The sequence below is a fragment of the Ruoffia sp. FAM 24228 genome (assembly GCF_045528575.1).
Taxonomy (GTDB): domain Bacteria; phylum Bacillota; class Bacilli; order Lactobacillales; family Aerococcaceae; genus Ruoffia; species Ruoffia halotolerans.
The window spans coordinates 37529-55613 of record NZ_JBGQQZ010000008.1 but is presented as its reverse complement, the minus strand read 5'-3'; the positions used below and the strand labels follow the sequence as shown (position 1 = coordinate 55613).

Below are 18085 nucleotides of genomic sequence, written 5' to 3'. Positions count from 1 at the left end.
GTGTCATCGATTGCACACAAACGGAACACGATTCCACGGAAATCCTTACACTACCGAACACCGTTGGAAGTATTTTTGAGTTACTTAGATGAAGCAGTTTTGTCTAGCTTAATTTGACAAATCAAATATTATTAAAATTTTCGTAGAATGTCACTATATTAACGGTGAATTCAAACTAAACAGTGAAACAATCGGCATGGACTTTTTCGATATGGACCATTTACCAACGTTAAATGACGGCAAAACAACTTATGAACAAATAGAACTATGCTGGCGTGCACATAAAGATGAGTCATTTAAAATTGAATTCGATTAAAAAAAGCCTTCTTGCCTCAGCAAGAAGGTTTTATTTATTATTGGGGTATATCAACGTAATGTGGGACACCTTTTTGGAATACAACTAATTGATTCACATCATGATTTCTCAATTTGTTAAAAGCTTCTTCAAACCCTAACTGATAATCTCCGGCCACATGCGCATCAGAACTTACTGTGAACATGTCTCCCCCAGCACTTTTATATAAATCAATCGCATAGTCATAAAGATGGTCGTTGTCATAACGATACATACTTCGAGTATTTAATTCTAATGCTTGTTCATTTGACACCATGGTTTCAAAGATTTGAAGAAGTAAGTCCTCACTATCATGTAAATCTTCAACCTTCACTGCATCGTAGCCTCTCAGCCCAAAATCAAAATGCGCTAAAACATTCGCATATGGAGCGTTTCTAACGGCTTCCAGCATCAAACCGAAGTATTCCTCTAGATGTGTCTTCAAGTCCTTTACATCGTGGTTTAAGGTCATAAAACCATGTCTTCCGTTATGATGGATACTGAGTAACTTAATATCATAGTCTTTTCCTTCTAAAAACTGTTCAATCTTATCTCGATCGGCATAAGTAAACCCAATCTCAATCCCTCGAAGAAGACGATTATCATATTCTTCGTTCAACTCAGCAATCTTCTTCGAATAACCTTCGTAATCTGGAATCACATCATCGTGCGATTGATCTGGACTATAGAAATCAATGTGCTCTGTCGTTACAACAGGCAATTCGCCTTGAGATAAATAATTCTCAAATTGTTCTTTTGAATCGGGAGAAAAATATGTGTGTAAGTGTTGATCGTAATATTGCATAATAGCTCTTTTTCATCTGAATATACTATAATACGGTTTAAACAAATCCTCCTTAATTATATCGAAAATACGCAACACTTCAAAATTCTTGCACTGTATTTGAGAGCTAAAAATAGCAAAATAAAAAAGCCGCTAGCCTTAACTAGCGACTTGAGATTCGTTAAGCTTCTTTATTATTCACAAAGTAATCTCTCAATAAGAGGGCAGCTCCAACTAGTCCTACAATAGCAATCATAATATATGTGCTATAACTTGTTCTAGTTTCACCTGTATTCGGTAATGTTGGTGCTGTATTTTCCTCATCTTCATCAGGAACTTGAGTCGATGTTGTACGCACTCCGTATTCCTGAACTAAGACTTGACTTAATGCTTCTAAATTCTCTTCACCGTTCTGTAACCAAACGGTATACTCTTCCCATAATAATTCTTGGTCAGATACACGTTCATTCAATGAAGCTTCTTCTAGATTATAACGGTTGATTAATTCTCCACGAATGTAAGCAATCGTATCTTCGAATACTTCAGGATAATCACGTAATGCCCAGTTATAAGCAGTACTTGGGTCTCCACCTTCTTCATTAATTTGCTCTGTATATGAAATCCAAGTTGTTGCCGGAATCGCTTCGAATTGGTCTGGTGTAATTGGTGTTGACTCAATCATCACCGTTCTAATTCTTTCAAGTTCAGTTTCTCCAGGTGTCTCTTCGTCATCTTGAATAACATCATGTTCCTCAATTAGACGTTGTGCTAATGTTTCAAAGTCTTCGGTGTTACCTGCTTCCACCCATACCGAATATTCTAACCACAGTAAGTCAATATCTGATACTGAGTTTAAAGACTCCTCATTTAAATTATAATCTGAAACTAATGTTCCACGAATATAAGCAATGGTATCTTCAAACACTTCTGGATAATCTTCGACAGCCCAATTATAAACGGTACTTGGGTCTCCACCACCTTCATTCACTCGATCTGAATACTCTAACCAGCTAGTTGCTGGAATGGCTTCAAATTGGTCATCTGTTAAAGGTGTTGCATCAATCATCGATTGTTTGATCGCTTCTAGACGTTCATCGCCAGGCGATTCTTCGTCATCATCTTGAGTAACATCATGCTCGTCAATTAGACGTTGTGCTAATGTTTCAAAGTCTTCAGTGTTACCTGCATCAACCCATACTGAATATTCTAACCATAGTAAGTCAATATCCGATACTGAGTTTAAAGATTCCTCATTTAAGTTATAGTCTGAAACTAAAGTTCCACAAATATAATTCAAAGTTTCCTCAAACACTTCTGGATAATCTTCGACAGCATTATTATAAACTGTACTTGGGTCTCCACCACCTTCATTGACTTCATCAGCATAACCTAACCAATCTTGAGCAGGAATCGCATCAAACTGTTCATCTGTTAAAGGTGTAGAAGCTAACATCGTTTCTTTCAATGCTTCTACTCGTTCATTATCATCTTGGCCGTATTCTACTCCGAAGTCTTCCACTAAAGCATCAGCCAGCGCTGGTAAATCTTCTTGACCGTCTGCAGCCACCCAAATTTGGTATTCTAACCATAATAAATCTCGATCACTTACAGTATTTAAGCTTTCTTCATCAAGATTATAGTTTTCAACCATTGCTATACGGAAATTTGTCGCTTCTGGTTCAAATACTTCTGGATAATCTTCGATGGCCCAGTCATAAACTGCACTTGGGTCTCCTCCTTGATTATTACCTTGTTCAACATAAGCCAACCACGCATCTTCAGAGATTTGCGCAAATTGATTTTCTGTTATAGGAGTTGCATCTATCATTGATTGTTTAATTGCTTCGATATCACTTGCATTTGTTTCACTTGAAGCTTGCGCTTCTACAAGTGCTAAGTTACTTGCTAAACCGTCATTTGGTGCCAAAGGAGCAACATTTGCCAGTGCAGAAAGGGACAGAATTGTGAGAAGTTTTTTATTGAATTTTGTATTGATTTTCATTTTTTATGACCTCCTTAAAGGTAGATATACATTTTCTTACTTCTCTACTACCTTTAGTATGCATGACAAGTATGACTATTGTATGAAGGTTCACTTAAAATTGTAAGTGTTTTCGACATAGAAATTATGAACCACAAAAAAAGAGCAACTAGCTTAGCTAGTCGCCCTTTTCTACCTTGCAAATAATTATTTGTTATCTAAGTTGTAGAATGCGTCTTTTCCGTCGTAAGCTGCAACATCAGCTAACATATCTTCGATACGTAATAATTGGTTGTATTTAGCAACACGGTCAGTACGTGATAATGAACCAGTCTTAATTTGACCAGCATTAGTTGCAACAGCAATGTCAGAGATAGTTGTATCTTCTGTCTCTCCTGAACGGTGAGAAATTACTGCTGTATAACCAGCTTTTTTAGCCATTTCAATCGCGTCAAATGTTTCAGTTAAAGTACCGATTTGGTTAACTTTGATTAAGATTGAGTTACCAACGTTTTCTTTGATACCGCGAGCAAGAACTTCAGTATTTGTAACGAATAAATCGTCACCAACTAATTGAACTTTACTTCCTAAACGTTCAGTAAGTAATTTCCATCCGTCCCAGTCGTTTTCGTCCATACCATCTTCGATAGAGATGATTGGGTATTTATTAACTAATTCTTCTAAGTAGTCAACTTGTTCTTCAGCAGAACGTTTTGCTCCGTTTTCACCTTCGAATTTAGCATAGTTGTATACGCCATCTTCGTAGAATTCTGAAGAAGCAACGTCGAATCCTAAGAATACATCTTTACCTGGTTCTAAACCAGCTTTTTTGATTGCTGCTAAGATTGTTTCAACACCATCTTCTGTACCTTCGAAACGCGGCGCGAATCCACCTTCGTCACCAACAGAAGTTTCTAATCCACGTTCGCTTAATAATGATTTAAGTGCGTGGAAGATTTCAGCACCCCAACGTAGAGCTTCTTTGAAACTTTCTGCTCCAGAAGGAATAATCATGAATTCTTGGAAAGCGATTGGTGCATCTGAGTGAGATCCACCGTTAATGATGTTCATCATTGGTGTTGGTAATAATTTAGTGTTAAATCCACCTAAATATTGGTATAAAGGAATATTTAAGAAATCTGCAGCTGCACGTGCAACAGCAATCGATACACCTAAGATAGCGTTAGCTCCTAATTTACCTTTGTTCGGAGTACCATCTAACTCGATCATTAATTTATCAATGGCTTGTTGTTCTAATACATCATAGCCTAATAATGCTTCAGCGATTACGTTATTCACGTTATCAACAGCTTTAAGGACACCTTTACCTAAATAACGGTCTTTGTCTCCATCACGTAACTCAACAGCTTCGTGTTCACCAGTTGACGCACCTGAAGGTACGATTCCGCGACCAAAAGCTCCGCTTTCTGTATAAACTTCTACCTCAACTGTAGGGTTTCCACGTGAGTCTAAAACTTCTCTTGCATAAATATCTGTAATAAATGGCATATTTTATTCTCTCCTTTAGTTTGTTAGGCATGAATTGACTCCATACCTTACTCTTCTATTCTATAAATTATTTACTCAAAAAGCAAAGCATATCGGATGTTTTGCTTATTTAATTAAGCTTGTTCCTGTCATGTCTTCAGGTTTTTCAACACCAACTAAGTCTAATAATGTTGGAGCAAGGTCAGCTAAGCGACCTCCGTCTCTTAATTCAACACCTTCCTTAGTCACAATCACTGGAACTGGGTTTGTTGTATGAGCTGTCATTGGATTTCCTTCGATATCAATCACTTCATCAGAGTTACCGTGGTCAGCTGTAATAATCGCAGCTCCACCTTTTTCTAGTATTAAATCAACCACAGCACCAAGACACTCGTCTACTGCTTCAATTGCTTTCACAGTAGGTTCTAACATACCACTATGTCCAACCATATCAGGATTTGCAAAGTTTAAGATAATCGCATCGATCGTTTCTTCGTTGATTTTTTGCACTAAGGCATCTTTCACCTCGTAAGCTGACATTTCAGGTTGTAGGTCATAAGTCGCTACTTTTGGTGAAGGGATTAGGATACGTTCTTCACCTGCATACTCTTTATGACGTCCCCCACTCATAAAGAATGTAACGTGTGGATATTTCTCAGTCTCAGCAATTCTTAGTTGTGTCTTATCAGCATCTGCTAATACTTCCCCAACAGTATTGACTAAGTCTTCTTTCTTGAATGCAACTTCTGCTACAACCGTATCACTGTAAGGTGAGAATGTTGTCATGTAGTTGTCCGTTGGAGTTTCACCACGGTCAAAATCTTTAAAACCTGGGTTTGATAAAGCTGTAGCTAATTGAATCGCACGGTCAGGTCGGAAGTTGAAGAATACGATTGAGTCACCATCGTTTACTGTACCGACTGGTTTGTCGTTTTCATCTTTAATTGTAAATGGAACAACAAACTCATCAACAATATCTTCTTCGTAAGAACGCTCTACGCCTTCTTTAGCTGAAGAAGCTGTTCTACCTTCACCATGAACGATTGCATCATAAGCTAACTGAACACGTTCCCAACGATTGTCACGGTCCATTGCATAGTAACGACCTGAAATTGTTGCGAATTTACCTACGCCAATTTCTTCGAATGCTTTCTCAGAATCATCAATATATTTCACAGCGGTTCTCGGTCCAACATCACGCCCATCAAGGAAACCATGAACATATACTTCTTCTAATCCATACTTTTTAGCTAATTTAACTAAAGCAATTAAATGTTTGTAATGTGAGTGGACACCACCGTCAGATAATAGCCCCATTAAATGTAAAGCTGTTCCTTTTCTTTTTGCTTCTTCAACAGCTTTAACTAATTCAGGCACTTCGTAAAATGATTCGTCTTCAATCGCTAAATTAATACGAGTTAAAGATTGGTATACTATACGACCTGCACCGATGTTTAAATGACCAACTTCAGAGTTCCCCATTTGGCCATCAGGTAAACCGACGTCTCGTCCTGATGCTTTTAATTGGTTATGTGGAAACTGGTTCCAATAACGATCAAAGTTAGGTTTTTTCGCTGCTTTTACCGCATTACCACTGACTTCATCGCGAATTGCGAATCCGTCTAAGATAATTAAGGCATATGGGATTTTACTCATTATTTTACTGCCTCCAATAATTCGATGAATGAATCAGCTTCTAGACTTGCTCCTCCAACTAATGCACCGTCAATATGTTCTTGTGCCATATATTCAGCAATATTATTTGGTTTTACAGATCCACCGTATTGAATACGTACTTTTTCAGCTGTTTCTTCTGATGTAACTTCTGCAATAGCTTTACGAACTACGCCACAAGTTTCATTTGCTAATTCAGCAGATGATGATTTACCTGTTCCGATTGCCCAGATTGGTTCGTAAGCAACAACTGATGAAGCGATTTGTTCTTCAGTTAAACCTTCTAATGCTGCTTTTACTTGTCCAGATACAAAGTCAGCTGTTTCTCCAGCTTCACGTTGCTCTAAAGTTTCTCCACAGCAAATGATTGGTAACATACCGTTACGTAAGATTGCTTTTGCTTTTTTGTTGATGTCTTCGTCAGTTTCTCCAAAGTATTCTCTACGTTCGGAGTGTCCGATAATTACATATTCAACACCTAAATCAGCCAATGCTTTAGGACTTGTTTCCCCAGTGAATGCACCTTCATCTTCGAAGTAGCTGTTTTGTGCAGCTGTTCTTAATTCAGTACCTTCACTTAAACGTTTAATTGTTTCTAAAAATAGTGCTGGTGCACCTACGACAGAATCTACAGCATCCGCTGAAGGGATTTTCCCTTTAACTGCTTCAACAAAATCTGCAGCTTCTTGAGCTGTTTTGTTCATTTTCCAGTTACCAGCAATAATTGGTTTACGTGACATATATATACTCTCCTTAATTTAAAGTCTCAGTAATTATTTCTCGTCGATTGAAGTAACACCTGGTAATTCAGTACCTTCTAGATAGTTTAATGAAGCTCCTCCACCTGTTGAGATGTGTGAGAATTTATCTTCATAACCTAATTGTGCGACCGCAGTTGCTGAATCTCCCCCACCAACAATTGTCGTCGCGTTTTCTAGATCAGCAATGGCTTCACAAACACCAATGGTTCCTTTTGCGAATGATTCCATCTCGAATACACCCATTGGGCCATTCCATACAACTGTTTTAGCATCTTTTAATACATCTTCGAATACTTTAACAGATTCTGGTCCACAGTCTAATCCTTGCCAGTCAGCAGGGATATCATCTACAGAAACAACGTCTGTATTTGCGTCATTTGAAAAATCATCTGCAATGACTACATCTACTGGTAAAACAATTTTGTCTCCAGCAGTTTCTAGTAATTCTTTAGCTAAAGGAATACGGTCTTCCTCTAATAATGATTCTCCAACTTCTTTACCTTGTGCTTTCAAGAATGTGTAAGCCATTCCTCCACCGATAATTACTTTATCAGCTTTGTTTAATAATGATTCGATAACTTTAATCTTATCAGATACTTTCGCACCACCTAAGATAGCTACAAATGGACGTTCAGGATTATCAACTGCGTCTCCTAAGAATTTTAATTCTTTTTCAACTAAGAATCCTACAGCAGAGTCTAAGTTTGATGCAATTCCAACGTTTGATGCGTGAGCACGGTGAGTTGTTCCGAATGCATCGTTTACGAATAAGTCACCTAATGAAGCCCAGTATTTACCTAATTCTGGATCATTCTTAGATTCTTTCTTACCTTCTAAATCTTCGTAGCGAGTGTTTTGAACTAATAAAACGCCACCCTCAGATAGGTTAGCTACTGCTTCTTCTAATTCTTCTCCACGTGTTTTGTCTGAGAAAAGAACTTCTTTATCTAATAACTCGCTTAAACGTTTTGCAACTGGTTCTAAACTGTTGTTAGCTTTATCTTCTTCAGTTTTAATACGTCCTAAGTGAGAGAACAATACTACTTTCGCATTGTTTTCTATTAAATAATTGATTGTTGGTAAAGCCGCTTCGATACGGTTATCGTTGGTGATTTTTCCATCAGCCATAGGTACGTTGAAGTCAACGCGGACTAAGACTGTCTTACCATTTACTTGAATATCATTTAATGTTTTCTTTGCCATTATATATCCTCCTATATAAAGTCCTTAAAAAAATAATAGCGGGGAAGCTTAAGCCTCCCCGCTATTTTGGATAGACGCTTAGGTATAAACGCTATGCAATTAATTATAATTTAGCGAAGTATTCTAAAGTACGAACCATGTTTCCTACGAAGCCAGCTTCGTTGTCATACCAAGCAACAGTTTTAACTAATTGAGATCCATCAGCTGCTTCTTGGATTTCAGTTAATGTAGAATCAAAGATTGATCCTGCATGTGTTGAAATAATATCTGAAGAAACAATTGCATCTTCATTGTATGCAAATGAATCGTTTGAAGCTTTTTTCATAGCTGCGTTGATTTCATCAACAGTAGTGTTTTTCTCTAATAATGAATAGAAGATTGTGTGTGAACCAGTGATTGTTGGAACACGTAATGCTGATCCATCTAATAATCCATTAACTTCTGGGATTACTTTACCGATTGCTTTTGCAGCACCAGTAGATGATGGGATAATGTTTTGTGCTGCTGCACGTCCATCACGGAAGCTTCCGCTTGGTGAATCTTGTAATACTTGTGATGAAGTGTAAGCATGAACTGTAACCATGTTACCAGCTTTAATTCCATATTCATTATGTAATACATTAACTACTGGAGCTAATGAGTTAGTTGTACATGATGCTGCTGAAATAATAACGTCATCAGAAGATAAGATATCTTCGTTAACACCGAATACAATTGTTTTAGTATCTGCATCTTTAGCTGGTGCAGAGATAACTACACGTTTAGCACCTGCATTGATATGTGCTTGTGATTTTTCAGCTGAAGTGTAGAATCCAGTACTTTCGATGACGATATCTACTCCAAGGTCTCCCCATGGTAAGTTATTAGCATCTTTTTCAGCAAATACTTTAATTTCTTTACCGTCAACTACTAAACTTTCACCTTGTAATTCAACATCGTGATCAAAACGTCCGTGAGCTGTATCATATTTTAATAAGTAAGCTAAGTTATCATTATCAGTTAAATCGTTAACTGCAACAACCTCTAAATCTGCGTTTGTTTCTAAAATACGACGGAATACTAAACGTCCGATACGTCCAAAACCATTAATACCAACTTTTACTGCCATTAAAAAATTCCTCCTTAAGGATTTTATTTCAAAGGGTCTCCCCATTTAAAACCATATTTGCTAAACCTTCATCACAGATTAACCATCCATGACTCGGGGCTTTTTGAAAGAACGCTTCTAAAGCTTTCGCCTTAGAAGATCCTCCCACGATTGTAAGTAACAAAGGTATATTAGATAAATCTTTAAATTTCAACCCTATCCTAGGATAACGTAAAACCGTTTCTCCATAAGAATCGAAAAATATACCAAATGCTTCTCCAACGGCGTGTCCATTCTCGATAATTTCTTGTTGTTCGTCTGTAATCTCTCTACGTTCCGCCATTACATTAGCAGTTCCTATACTTAATAACAAGCAATTTGCACTCTTACTCATATCAATGACTTCTTTAATCATTGGATCTTTGAGCAATATCTCCGAAGTTTCTTTACCTAAATTCTCAGGTATAAACAACGGAATATACTTAGAGTCTGTTTGCTGCGCCATTAAGCTCCCCACGCTATTTGATTGGATATTAATCGAACTTCCCAATCCTCCACGTGAAGGAACGAATGTAATACTTCTTCCATCTGATAATTCTGGTGTGAATGATTCTGCTACTTTAGATAAAGTAGATCCACCTGTAACTGCAACCACATTATCACCTTCAGGTAAGTGTTTGTCCAAAATTAAATGAACGACTTGACCTAAGAACTGATAAACTGATGCATCTTTATCTGCATCACCTGGTACAATCCGACAATGTTCAATATTAAGCTTTCTCTTTACAGCCTCTTCCACTTCGTAAAACTTATGTTGTTGTTGATTAAGCAAATGCTCATCAATCATCACAATAAGGTCTCTCCCTTGTTGTGTTAGTTTTACGCCACTACGGTTTACGGATACGAGTGATTGACTTTTCAGCATCTCTAATATCGTTCTTACCGTTCTTTCAGTGAAATTAGTCTGTTGTGAAATAAACTTACGACCAATTCGTTTGTTTACATCATCCAAAACACGTAATACTGCGAGCCTCTCAGCTAACAAATCACTCACTTCAGGAACAATTGACTGAATAATTGTGAATATATCGGCCATTAATTCCCTCCTAGATGGTCAAAAGGCGACCATTACATACAGAGCTACAACTCACTCAGAAAATCTAAATGAGTCTCACACCATGTCATTATCATACCATGACTTGAGTCACCTTGCAACTGAAAAGCTCTTTATCCTGGCTAAAAAACAACCTAACGGGTCACAATATGTCCAACGAGGTCAGTTATTATTAATTTATTAGGAATAAAACCAAACAAATACGCCCGTACAATGCTATTATCGCACGAAATACCTAAGTATTGCGAGTAATATCCATTGAACGGACGTATAAATTATAGATTATTTATCTATGTCATATTATTTTTTATTTAAAGCTTTGCTACTTTCCATGATTCCATCAATTAAGCCGTATTCAAGTGCTTCTTCAGCTGTTTTGAAATTATCACGATCAGTATCTTGCTCAATGACTTCAATTGGTTGACCTGTTTTGTCACTTAAGATTTTATTTAAACGCTCACGAGTTTTAAGTATATGACGAGCAGCAATTTCAATCTCTGTTGCTTGTCCTTGTGCGCCACCTAATGGTTGGTGAATCATTACCTCAGCATTTGGTAAAGCCCAGCGTTTACCTTTCTCTCCGGCTGCTAATAAAACTGAAGCCATTGATGCTGCCATACCGATAACAATTGTTTGTACATCTGCATTAATAAAGTTCATTGTATCGTACATAGCCATCCCAGCTGTTACACTCCCACCTGGTGAGTTAATATATAGGAAGATATCTTTTTCTGGATCTTGTGCGTCCAAGAATAAAAGTTGAGCAATCACTGAGTTTGCTACGTTATCATCGATTTGACCACTTAACATAATAATTCTGTCTTTTAGTAAACGTGAATAAATATCATAAGCACGTTCTCCACGTGATGTTTGTTCTATTACTGTAGGTACTAAATTCATAGTATTCCTCCTTCGCGAATTTAAAGCTGTTAAACAACTTTCTAACCAAGTATAACTCATAGGTCAATAAAGGTCAAGAATATTACTCGGTAAGATTTTTTGCATTATTTACCCCTTATATCGACGTACTAATATACAAAAATAAAGAAGCCGAGTTTTTACACTCAGCTTCTGATTAGTTCTTTATCAATCTTGATTATTCTGCAGACTCTTCAGATTCTTCTGAACTTTCTTCAGATGTTTCTTCTTCAGTTGAAGATTCTTCTGAGCTTTCTTCAGATGACTCTTCTGAACTTTCTTCTGAGCTCTCTTCAGATGTTTCTTCTGAAGCTGCTTCTTCAGTACCTTCTTCTGTAGTTTCTCCACCTTTAGTAATTCCGAATGAGTGAACGATTGATACTGTACGTTCTTCACCTTCGTGTAAGTTACCTTCGATTTGGTAGATATCTACTCTTAATTCATCTCCACTTACAGTATATGCAGCGAAGTTTTGAACTGCTGAATCACGGTTGTTTGAATGACTTGTATCGAATGCTTCTGATTCTTGTGGTTGTCCACCGAATGCGAATAAGTTGTTATAGTAATCAACGTCTTCTTGAGTCATCCAATCTAAGTTAGGTCGAACAGTGTGTACGTGTTCTACACCTTTAGAATAAATATCGTCATACTCTTTAGTACCATCAGTGTTTGGTAATACGAAGATTGTTCCTTGAGGATTTACGTAATACTCTACATCACCTTCTGTAGTCGTTTCAGCTTCATCCACAACACCGTTAGAGAAGTTCTCATCAGTTGGAACATAGTTTAATGGTTTAGTACGTGAAATTACGTGGTCATGACCTTGTAAAGCTAAATCAACATCTAACTCGTCAATTAATTCCATGAATTCTTCACGAACTAATTGAACATCTGTATCTTGTAATGAGTGATATGATTTAGAGAATAATGGTTTGTGGTAAGATAATACAACCCACTCAGCACCATTAGCACGTGCTTCTTCAACGTCATTTCTGATCCAATCAATTTGTTCTTGTCCTAAAGCTTTTCCTTCTGGATTATCTTCAGATTCTTTGTTGTCGTTAGTGTTTGCTACAACAAAGTGAACACCGTTATAATCGAATGAGTAGTATGATCCACCATCGACAGCATCGTTTTCAGCTGGAACGTTAATATGCTCATTAAATTTAGTTGTTAATTGAGGATCTCCATATGATAAGGCATACTCATCGTGGTTACCTGCTGCAACAGCGAATGGTACTTGTAAGATAGACTCTTTAGATTGCTCTAAGATGTCAACCCACTCATCTTCAACTTCAGCAACTTCAACCACGTCACCTGTATGTAATACGAAATCTGCTTCAGTTTCTTCTAATGCTGTAGCAACAGTGTCAGCACCAAATGCTGCTTCGTTATATACATGCTCATTCCAGTATGCGTTTTGAGTATCTGTATATTGTACGAATGTAAATTCTTCTCCTGCTTCACCAGCAGTTGTGAAAGTACCTACTTCACTTGTTTCTCCTGCTTCACTACCTACTTGATAGTAGTAAGTTGTGTTTGGCTCTAAGCCTTCTGCATTTGCTTTATATGAATATTCAGTCACTTCTACTAAATCCATCGATCCAACAGCTGAACCTGAAGTCCATTCTGGACCTGAAACATTCTCGTCAGTATAGTATCCGTTAACTTGTGGTTCGCCGTTATCGTCAGTGACTACTTCGCCTTCTTCATCATATTCGATGTCAGCAAAGATAAAGTAACCATTCTCATCACGTTCACCATAAGTGTTTACTACTTCTTCTGCAGTCGCTTCAAATTCTAAGGCGTCACTTAAATCTTCATTAGTAGAAACCCAAACTTTAGCATCTTCAGCTAATTCAGTTGTGTACCAGTTGAATCCCATTTGCGTACTAGGATCACCATTAAACGTAGTAATAAGACGGTTTGGCGTATTATTAGGTGCTACCTCCGCTACAGTTGGCTTTTCTTCACTTCGTTCAATATCTTGTGCTAATGTCGCTACTGGTGAGAGTAATTGAGCAGCAAGTAATGATCCAGTGATCAATTTCTTAAGACTTAAATTTTTCATTCTTTGAAATCCTCCTCATATTTTTATAAGCTATCCACAGTGCTTATAAATATAGTTTAACAAGCCATTGTAAATACAATGTAAATTCTATGTAAATGTTACGTAAACTTTACAAAGTTTCATAAATACAGTGTTTTTATACTATTCTGAATTTAAAGCAAAAAAAATAGAGCTAATCAAAAAGATTAGCTCAACAAAATTATTCAGCTGTATTAGATACAACTTCTTTTCCATCGTAGTGTCCACATGATGAACATACACGGTGGCTTAATTTTAATTCTCCACAGTTAGCACAAGTATTCATTCCTGGTACTTGTAACTTGTAGTGTGTACGACGTGCTCTTTTCTTTGCTTTTGATGTTTTACGTTTAGGTACTGCCATTCTCTACACCTCCTAGTTGATGTTTGAGGTTATTCTTCCTCATCTTCGTTATCTAATAGCGTTTTTAAGGCTGCAAAGCGAGGATCAACCGTTTCGGCTTTCTCTTCCGCTAAGTTTTGCTCGTATTCTTCTTCGGTGACGACTGTCCAATCATTACCCGACGGTAAATCTCCGTCTTCTTCTCCTGGTTTCAATACTCTTGTAGGTATATTAATCGCGATGTTATCAGTCACTGCTGCATCTAAATCAATATAATCATACTGAAGTACAATCGTAGTCTCTTCATATTCCCCGACGTTTCCATCATATTCCTCATACACATAACGTTCGCTAATTGGAATGTTTAAGTGTAATGATACTGGTTCTAATGATCTCGATGACGGCACCGTCAGTCGAGTATCGATTTGACCATGAAGAATGATATCTTCATTAGAAGGTACGAAATATCCGTTTACAATCACTGATTCCACATCTAAGATTGAAGGGTTTCGCTCCATGAGCTGTTCTTTTATATCTAAAGATTCTTCAAAATTAATCATATCATCAGGATGATCTTTTAATTGGCGGATTGTCCATTTCATCTATTATCACCTCTAAAACGACAAGATTTATTATATTGAAGTTTACAATTCTTGTCAAGATTATTTTAATATTAACACGATTCCTTTTCAATTAATAGTGAATTGGGAATCTTCCAGTGTTTTGTTGCATTATTCTATGTTTTGGATTGAGTGAAAAGACTGTATCCGCACGTAAATTTAATTGATAATTTTGTGCGTTGTCTTGAGTCAAATTACTAAATAATTTTAATCCAGTTTGGTTTCGCTTCATCTTAAGTACTTTTCTTCCTACATCTGTGTAACCTAACACTCGAATAGTCAGCTCTTCATTATTTAAATCAATGCTTTCCTGCCATTCCTTATTTGTTATATTCAACAAAATCATCATTAGCTTTCTTTGGATGGATGCTTTCGTCCATCTTTTAGATGTGAGTGCATCAATTAAAGATTCAAAATTACTAGTTTCCAAAATTTTCTGATAAATATAATGTTCAACACCATAATCAATGCCTTGATATTGAGTTAAGCGTTCAGCACTTTGACTTTGTACTTGGTACTTTAGTAAATCATAATAATCAGCAAGTTGCACGTTTGGATGACTCACTAGTTTTTGAAACATCCGCTTAGGTACAGTATCCTCGGTGACTAATTGTTGACGATTCAATTCTCTTATTTGGCTGCCACTTAAGACTTCTTGCATATTTTCATTGTGTTTAATTCTAGAAATAGCTATAACATCCATCTTAGAATTTAATTGCTTCAATGCCTTAATGTATTGAATCCCTAATAAATGATTCGGTGAGTCTGTTAAAAGTTTCGCCTTTTCAGAAGAGTTATCTATAGCTTCTAAAGCAGATTGATAACTCGCTGCATAAGAATAGCCGTCGTTGAGATAAGTTTTAACACTTCTATCGATTGCTTCTTCATTCTCAACTAACCAATCAACATAAGAATTCAAGGCTTCGTAGGTAGCAGATTCTGTTCCAAAAACAAGCTGATCTGAACCTAATAATTCTAGTGTCTTAACCGCCCAATACGCGAAGTAATCCGCTGCTTGTAAACTTGCTAAGAGTGGTAACTCTAAGACGAGGTCAGCACCGTATTCCAATGCAATCTCAGCTCTTTGCCATTTATCAATTACAGCAAATTCTCCGCGTTGAACAACATTTCCACTCATCAATACAACGAGCGCATCTGCCGAAGTTCTTTGCTTCATTTGTTCTAATTGATATTGGTGGCCAAGATGGAAAGGATTATATTCGGCAATGACTGAAACAAGCTTCATCTTATAACACTCCCCAACTCTTACTTACTACATCTAAAGAACCAACGGTCTGCCTCTTCATCTGTTCTCTTGTCATAATATTTACTTCCGTAATCAACAAACACTTCAATCTTATCCGGTTGAAAGCCTGCTTCAATTAAAGCATCCATATACTTCTCTAATGGGAAAGTTTGCTCTTGAAGTTCAACATCGACACGTTCAAACTGCGCCCCCTCAACTTGTCTATAGACAGTCAAGTAATGCTCAACGCTAAGTGATTCAGCATCACTGGCGCTTTCCCAAATTAAAGTTGCTGACTCGTCTTGATCAAAGTATTCAAAGTCAGAAAAGACATCCGTCATTTGATACGGTGTCCAAACATCAAACAATAACGTTCCTTGCTCAGACAAAGTGCGATACATCCCTTTAAACGCCTCTTTAATGGCCTCGTAGTCGTTTAGAAAGCATAGCGAATCCAAGTAACAAGTAACCAAGTCAAAGCCCCTTAAATCCGCTGACAAACGCGTCATATCACCATACTTGAATTCAACATTCGGTAAATTAACTACTTCTTGACGTGCAACCTCTAACATATCCTCATCAATATCAATCCCAGTGACTGAATCAACGAAAGGGATCATCAGTTGCGTAAACCAACCTGTTCCACAGGCGATGTCTAACATTTTTTTAGGCTTACGATCTAAACTATTTAAAGTATAGTCTACCCAATATTCATACACAGATAGATCATTAAATCGATCATATACATCTGCTATTTGGCTGAAACTCATTGTTCTGTGATCCATTCGCTGACATCAACTAATGATGCATCTTGCCAAATTTTTTCTAAGTTATAATTTGCACGTTCAGAATAGTGGAACACATGAATAATAATATCATTCATATCGATTAATACCCATTTACCACCGTTTTTACCTTCAACGTTTTTTAATTCGAAATTATTCTCTTCAATCACGCTAGTAATTTCATTAACAATTGCTGATAATTGTCGTTCATTTTTTGCATCCATCACGACAAAGTACTCTGCTAATGGTGTCAATTGTGCGACGTCTAAAACCATGATGTCCTGTGCTAAACGATCATCTGCGGCGCGTACAATGACTTCTAATTTTTCTTTTGTGTTTATAATAATTAACCCTCCTGTTTTTTTGCCCAGTGGTTATAAATAACCACACTTTCAACATATACTTTCTTATTCGTTTCAACAAGATGTTTGATTGTTTCTCTCATCTTGTAAAAGACAACTGCATCCAAATCTGTTTCGGCTAATTTTCGAGCTTCATCCACCCCATCAAAGTTGCGACCAGGTTCAATATAATCTGCCACAAAGAGTAATTTGCTCAGTAAGCTCATTTCCTTCGCGCCAATCGTGTGTTGTGCAATGGCATGAATGATTTCATCGTCGAACACACTATATTTCGCACGCGCTAATTCTGCCGCAGCTAGGCCGTGCCATACTGCTTCATTCGCAACTCTTAAAGACTCATACGGTGCATACATTGTCGCAAGTTGATACATCTTTTCGTCTGTATATTCTTTACAATGATCATGCATTAAAGCAGAGATACTCACTTTTTCTAGATTTTTGTAATCATATTGTCCTGCTAATTCTAACGCTGTTTCTTCGACACGAAGAACATGTTTAAATCTTTTTGGTTTGAGTTCTTCTTTAAGATTATTAATTAATTCTTCACGCGTCACGTTTATATAATCTTTCGTGTATAGAATTTCTGATACCAAACTCTTGCCCTCTTTCTTTAATCTATCTCATAAAGTCTGTGTTCTTGGATATAGGCGGCCACTTTACTTGGAACCTGATAGCGGATTGATTGTTCTAAGTATACTCTGAGTCGTATCTCTGTTGAACTCAATTCAATCAAAGGTGAATCGACCCAAAGAATAGGATATTGACCTTGGTATGGAAATTCACCTGGACGTCTGACTCCAACAAATTGAACTAATTGAACTAATTCATCAATTTGCTTCCAAGTTGATAAATCGTTCGCGCTATCCGAACCGATAATGAAATAAAAATCAGATTCTGGATAAGTCTCAACGAAATGTCTCATTGTATCAACAGTATAATTCACGCCACCACGATGAATTTCATAAGGTTGAACTTTGAATAGTGGATTGTTTTCAATTGCTAATTGAATCATTTGAACACGATGTTGTGAAGCAATTGTTGTCTTTCCAGGTGCATGAGGCGGTTTCGCTGTAGGCATAAACCAAACTTCATCTAATTCCAATTGGTTCCCAACTTGTTCTGCCATTAATAAATGACCGAGATGAGGTGGATTAAATGTTCCACCTAAAATACCAATCCGTTTACGCTCATCTCCCGATGAATCCGGAGTAAATTGGCTCAGAATAATCGGTTCGAGTGCTTCTTCAATTGACATAAACTCTTGCGCATTTAATGTGCCATTTGAAATACCCATTC

At 37.1% G+C, this 18085-nt stretch carries 17 protein-coding genes and 1 pseudogene; 1 reads left to right on the top strand and 17 read right to left on the bottom strand.

What is annotated here, in order from left to right:
- Positions 1 to 117, top strand: a pseudogene (locus ACEN33_RS02570) (IS30 family transposase); the annotation flags it as partial.
- Between the two features lie 236 nt (positions 118 to 353).
- Here the strand turns inward: ACEN33_RS02570 and ACEN33_RS02565 are convergent.
- From ACEN33_RS02565 to ACEN33_RS02485, 17 genes are all read right to left on the bottom strand, one after another.
- Positions 354 to 1139 carry a PHP domain-containing protein gene (locus ACEN33_RS02565; protein ID WP_407089225.1) on the bottom strand — a complete coding sequence of 262 codons (786 nt, stop codon included), beginning with the start codon at positions 1137 to 1139 and terminating at the stop codon, positions 354 to 356.
- Between the two features lie 160 nt (positions 1140 to 1299).
- Positions 1300 to 3120, bottom strand: a complete 1821-nt coding sequence (locus ACEN33_RS02560) for an LPXTG cell wall anchor domain-containing protein (protein ID WP_407089226.1) — start codon at positions 3118 to 3120, stop codon at positions 1300 to 1302.
- Between the two features lie 186 nt (positions 3121 to 3306).
- Positions 3307 to 4608 carry a phosphopyruvate hydratase gene (eno, locus tag ACEN33_RS02555; RefSeq protein WP_407089227.1) on the bottom strand — a complete coding sequence of 434 codons (1302 nt, stop codon included), beginning with the start codon at positions 4606 to 4608 and terminating at the stop codon, positions 3307 to 3309.
- 105 nt (positions 4609 to 4713) lie between these two features.
- Positions 4714 to 6243 carry a 2,3-bisphosphoglycerate-independent phosphoglycerate mutase gene (gpmI, locus tag ACEN33_RS02550; protein WP_407089228.1) on the bottom strand — a complete coding sequence of 510 codons (1530 nt, stop codon included), beginning with the start codon at positions 6241 to 6243 and terminating at the stop codon, positions 4714 to 4716.
- On the bottom strand, positions 6243 to 7001 hold the full coding sequence (tpiA, locus tag ACEN33_RS02545; RefSeq protein ID WP_138405476.1) for a triose-phosphate isomerase: 759 nt from the start codon (positions 6999 to 7001) through the stop codon (positions 6243 to 6245). The genes gpmI and tpiA overlap by 1 nt, the downstream gene beginning before the upstream one ends.
- A gap of 33 nt (positions 7002 to 7034) precedes the next feature.
- Entirely contained in the window at positions 7035 to 8225 is a 1191-nt protein-coding gene (locus ACEN33_RS02540; RefSeq protein ID WP_209494335.1) for a phosphoglycerate kinase, read from the bottom strand.
- A 103-nt stretch (positions 8226 to 8328) separates the two neighbouring features.
- Positions 8329 to 9333 (bottom strand): type I glyceraldehyde-3-phosphate dehydrogenase, encoded by a 1005-nt coding sequence (gap, locus tag ACEN33_RS02535; protein WP_138405478.1) that lies wholly within the window; start codon positions 9331 to 9333, stop codon positions 8329 to 8331.
- 28 nt (positions 9334 to 9361) lie between these two features.
- Positions 9362 to 10408, bottom strand: a complete 1047-nt coding sequence (locus ACEN33_RS02530; protein WP_407089229.1) for a sugar-binding transcriptional regulator — start codon at positions 10406 to 10408, stop codon at positions 9362 to 9364.
- 318 nt (positions 10409 to 10726) lie between these two features.
- Positions 10727 to 11326 (bottom strand): ATP-dependent Clp endopeptidase proteolytic subunit ClpP, encoded by a 600-nt coding sequence (gene clpP, locus ACEN33_RS02525; protein WP_138405480.1) that lies wholly within the window; start codon positions 11324 to 11326, stop codon positions 10727 to 10729.
- A gap of 196 nt (positions 11327 to 11522) precedes the next feature.
- Entirely contained in the window at positions 11523 to 13415 is a 1893-nt protein-coding gene (locus ACEN33_RS02520) for a metallophosphoesterase (RefSeq protein WP_407089230.1), read from the bottom strand.
- 199 nt (positions 13416 to 13614) lie between these two features.
- Positions 13615 to 13797, bottom strand: coding sequence for a 50S ribosomal protein L32 (rpmF, locus tag ACEN33_RS02515; RefSeq protein WP_138404853.1), 183 nt, complete (start codon positions 13795 to 13797; stop codon positions 13615 to 13617).
- Between the two features lie 29 nt (positions 13798 to 13826).
- Positions 13827 to 14378: a YceD family protein gene (locus tag ACEN33_RS02510; RefSeq protein ID WP_407089231.1), complete on the bottom strand. Its 552-nt coding sequence runs from the start codon at positions 14376 to 14378 to the stop codon at positions 13827 to 13829.
- A gap of 91 nt (positions 14379 to 14469) precedes the next feature.
- Positions 14470 to 15642 (bottom strand): nucleotidyltransferase family protein, encoded by a 1173-nt coding sequence (locus ACEN33_RS02505; RefSeq protein ID WP_407094485.1) that lies wholly within the window; start codon positions 15640 to 15642, stop codon positions 14470 to 14472.
- 20 nt (positions 15643 to 15662) lie between these two features.
- Positions 15663 to 16427 (bottom strand): class I SAM-dependent DNA methyltransferase, encoded by a 765-nt coding sequence (locus ACEN33_RS02500; protein WP_407094484.1) that lies wholly within the window; start codon positions 16425 to 16427, stop codon positions 15663 to 15665.
- A complete protein-coding gene (rsfS, locus tag ACEN33_RS02495; protein ID WP_407094486.1) occupies positions 16409 to 16771 on the bottom strand; it encodes a ribosome silencing factor in 363 nt (120 codons plus the stop codon). The genes ACEN33_RS02500 and rsfS overlap by 19 nt, the downstream gene beginning before the upstream one ends.
- A gap of 2 nt (positions 16772 to 16773) precedes the next feature.
- Positions 16774 to 17382 (bottom strand): bis(5'-nucleosyl)-tetraphosphatase (symmetrical) YqeK, encoded by a 609-nt coding sequence (yqeK, locus tag ACEN33_RS02490; protein WP_407094483.1) that lies wholly within the window; start codon positions 17380 to 17382, stop codon positions 16774 to 16776.
- Between the two features lie 17 nt (positions 17383 to 17399).
- Positions 17400 to 18083, bottom strand: a complete 684-nt coding sequence (locus tag ACEN33_RS02485) for a nicotinate-nucleotide adenylyltransferase (protein ID WP_407094482.1) — start codon at positions 18081 to 18083, stop codon at positions 17400 to 17402.
- Positions 18084 to 18085 lie beyond the last annotated feature (2 nt).

Bases quoted from the DNA above. Each gene is read 5' to 3' on its own strand.
- ACEN33_RS02565 (WP_407089225.1), bottom strand. From the start codon at position 1,139: ATGCAATATTACGATCAACACTTACACACATATTTTTCTCCCGATTCA.
- ACEN33_RS02560 (WP_407089226.1), bottom strand. From the start codon at position 3,120: ATGAAAATCAATACAAAATTCAATAAAAAACTTCTCACAATTCTGTCC.
- eno (WP_407089227.1), bottom strand. From the start codon at position 4,608: ATGCCATTTATTACAGATATTTATGCAAGAGAAGTTTTAGACTCACGT.
- gpmI (WP_407089228.1), bottom strand. From the start codon at position 6,243: ATGAGTAAAATCCCATATGCCTTAATTATCTTAGACGGATTCGCAATT.
- tpiA (WP_138405476.1), bottom strand. From the start codon at position 7,001: ATGTCACGTAAACCAATTATTGCTGGTAACTGGAAAATGAACAAAACA.
- ACEN33_RS02540 (WP_209494335.1), bottom strand. From the start codon at position 8,225: ATGGCAAAGAAAACATTAAATGATATTCAAGTAAATGGTAAGACAGTC.
- gap (WP_138405478.1), bottom strand. From the start codon at position 9,333: ATGGCAGTAAAAGTTGGTATTAATGGTTTTGGACGTATCGGACGTTTA.
- ACEN33_RS02530 (WP_407089229.1), bottom strand. From the start codon at position 10,408: ATGGCCGATATATTCACAATTATTCAGTCAATTGTTCCTGAAGTGAGT.
- clpP (WP_138405480.1), bottom strand. From the start codon at position 11,326: ATGAATTTAGTACCTACAGTAATAGAACAAACATCACGTGGAGAACGT.
- ACEN33_RS02520 (WP_407089230.1), bottom strand. From the start codon at position 13,415: ATGAAAAATTTAAGTCTTAAGAAATTGATCACTGGATCATTACTTGCT.
- rpmF (WP_138404853.1), bottom strand. From the start codon at position 13,797: ATGGCAGTACCTAAACGTAAAACATCAAAAGCAAAGAAAAGAGCACGT.
- ACEN33_RS02510 (WP_407089231.1), bottom strand. From the start codon at position 14,378: ATGAAATGGACAATCCGCCAATTAAAAGATCATCCTGATGATATGATT.
- ACEN33_RS02505 (WP_407094485.1), bottom strand. From the start codon at position 15,642: ATGAAGCTTGTTTCAGTCATTGCCGAATATAATCCTTTCCATCTTGGC.
- ACEN33_RS02500 (WP_407094484.1), bottom strand. From the start codon at position 16,427: ATGGATCACAGAACAATGAGTTTCAGCCAAATAGCAGATGTATATGAT.
- ACEN33_RS02485 (WP_407094482.1), bottom strand. From the start codon at position 18,083: ATGGGTATTTCAAATGGCACATTAAATGCGCAAGAGTTTATGTCAATT.